The organism is Actinoplanes sp. NPDC048791 (assembly GCF_040650095.1).
GTDB lineage: Bacteria > Actinomycetota > Actinomycetes > Mycobacteriales > Micromonosporaceae > Actinoplanes.
The window spans coordinates 1-2,186 of record NZ_JBEZGQ010001243.1 but is presented as its reverse complement, the minus strand read 5'-3'; the positions used below and the strand labels follow the sequence as shown (position 1 = coordinate 2,186).

Sequence of the window (2,186 nt, the reverse complement as noted above, 5' to 3'; positions counted from 1 at the left end):
GAGGCCGTGGCCGACCCGCCCGGGCCGCTCGGCGACGTGCACGCCGTCAGGGCGCCGGCGCCGGCGGTGGCGGCCAGTCCGGCCAGCATTGTCCGTCTACGCATGGTCACCATCTTGCGATACGAACCTGTGCTGACCTTGAGAATCCCCCGAGCGGTAGATCACACTCCGTACGGGATTAGGCTGCGATCATGACCTCCAGGCCGGTAAGGATCGGGCTGCAGCTCCAGCCCCAGCACATGGACTACGCCACCATCCGCCGCACGGCGGCCGAGGCCGAGGAGCTCGGCGTCGACGTGCTGTTCAACTGGGACCACTTCTATCCGCTCTACGGCGAGCCCGAGGGTCTGCACTTCGAGTGCTGGACGATGCTCGCCGCCTGGGCCGAGGCGACCTCCCGCGTCGAGATCGGCGCCCTGGTCACCTGCAACAGCTACCGCAACCCGGAGCTGCTGGCGGACATGGCCCGCACGGTCGACCACATCAGCGACGGCCGGCTCATCCTCGGTATCGGCTCCGGCTGGTTCGAGAAGGACTACCAGGAGTACGGCTACGACTTCGGCACCGCCGGTGGCCGGCTCGACGACCTCGCCGAGGCGCTGCCGCGGATCGAGTCCCGCTGGGGCAAGCTCAACCCGCCGCCGACCCGGGACATCCCGGTGCTGATCGGCGGCGGTGGCGAGAAGAAGACGCTCAAGCTGGTCGCCAAGCACGCCGACATCTGGCACAGCTTCGGTGACGCCGAGACCATCGAACGCAAGCTCGGGGTGCTGCGCGGGCACTGCGCGGACGTGGGTCGCGACGCCGCCGAGATCGAGGTGTCGGCCGGCGCCCCCAAGGGCGATCCGTCGGCGGGCGGCCCCGAGCTGCGCGAGAAGGGCGTCTCGCTCTTCACCGTCGGCGTCGGTGGGCCGAAGCCCGATCTGGGCCCGCTGAAGCAGTGGCTGGCCTGGCGCGACGAGCAGAACGCGTGAGCACGGCGGCCGGGCCCACGGGCCCGGCCGCCGGCGTTCAGGCTGCGCGCTCGCGGCCGTCCAGGTAGCGCAGGACGGCGGCGACCCGGCGGTCCGAGCGGTCGTCGGGCGCCATGTCGAGCTTGTTGAAGATGCTGCGGATGTGCTTGTGCACGGCTCCCTCGCTGACGAAGAGCCGCTCGGCGATGGCCAGGTTGCCCAGCCCCTCGGCCATCAGTGCCAGCACGTCGCGCTCGCGCGGGCTGAGCCGGTCCAGCCGCGAGTCCGGGCGGGTCCGGGCGAACAGCTGGGCCACCACCTCAGGATCGACGGCCGTGCCGCCGCCGGCCACCCGGTGCAGCGCCTCCAGGAACTCCTCGACCCGGCCCACCCGCTCCTTGAGCAGGTAACCCAGGCCCCGGGCCCCGCCGGCGAGCAGCTCGGTGGCGAACATCTGCTCGACGTACGCGGACAGCACCAGCACCGCCAGGCCGGGCCGGCGCCGCCGGGCCTCGACCGCCGCCACGATCCCCTCGTCGGAGTGCGTCGGCGGCATCCGCACGTCGACGATGGCCACGTCCGGAGCGTGCTCGTCGATGGCCGCCAGGAAGGCGTCCGGGGTGCCCGCGGTGGCGACCACGTCCAGCGACTCGGCGCGCAGCAGCAACGCCAGTCCCTCCCGCAACAGGGCATCGTCCTCGGCGATCACAATCCGCACGGCAGCTCCACCTCCAGGGTTGTCGGCCCGCCGGGCGGGCTGGTCATGGTCAGGGTGCCGTCGAGGGCCTCGATACGGCGCCGGATGCCGATCAGGCCCGAGCCGCCGGTCTCGTCGGCACCGCCCCGGCCGTTGTCGGTGATGCGCAGCCGGAGCCGGCCGCCGCTGCTGCGCACCTCGACCGTGGCCTGGGTGGCTCCGCTGTGCTTGGCGATGTTGGTCAGGGCCTCGGCCACCACGAAGTAGGCGGTGGACTCGACGGAGGCGGCGCAGCGGTCCGGTACGTCGACCTCCATCCGGCACGGCACGGCGCTGTCGGTGGCCAGCCCGTTCAGCGCGCCGGCCAGGCCGCGGTCGGCCAGCACCGGCGGCAGGATGCCCCGGGCCACCGCGCGCAGCTCGGCCAGGGCCAGCTCGGCCGAGCTCTGCGCGCGTTCCAGCAGCGCCTCGGCCTCGGCGGGATCGCGGGTGAGCATGCGGCGGGCGGCGCCGAGCAGCACGGTGGTCGCCACCAG

The 2,186-nt window shown here is 72.9% G+C and carries 3 protein-coding genes; 1 reads left to right on the top strand and 2 read right to left on the bottom strand.

Annotated features, from left to right (window positions below; genetic code table 11):
* The first annotated feature begins 191 nt into the window (after nucleotides 1–191).
* Nucleotides 192–974 (top strand): LLM class F420-dependent oxidoreductase, encoded by a 783-nt coding sequence (locus tag AB0C29_RS44910; protein ID WP_360833996.1) that lies wholly within the window; start codon nucleotides 192–194, stop codon nucleotides 972–974.
* A 37-nt stretch (nucleotides 975–1,011) separates the two neighbouring features.
* On the opposite strand, the gene AB0C29_RS44905 is transcribed toward AB0C29_RS44910, so the two are convergent.
* The gene (locus AB0C29_RS44905; RefSeq protein ID WP_360833994.1) at nucleotides 1,012–1,671 is read right to left on the bottom strand and encodes a response regulator transcription factor; all 660 of its coding nucleotides are present in this window, start codon (nucleotides 1,669–1,671) and stop codon (nucleotides 1,012–1,014) included.
* Nucleotides 1,659–2,186 (bottom strand): ATP-binding protein (locus tag AB0C29_RS44900; protein WP_360833992.1); only part of this gene is annotated, 528 nt, incomplete at its 5' end. The genes AB0C29_RS44905 and AB0C29_RS44900, both read right to left, overlap by 13 nt.

Excerpts from the sequence above, each read along its gene's own strand:
- AB0C29_RS44910 (WP_360833996.1), top strand. The coding sequence starts at position 192 with ATGACCTCCAGGCCGGTAAGGATCGGGCTGCAGCTCCAGCCCCAGCAC.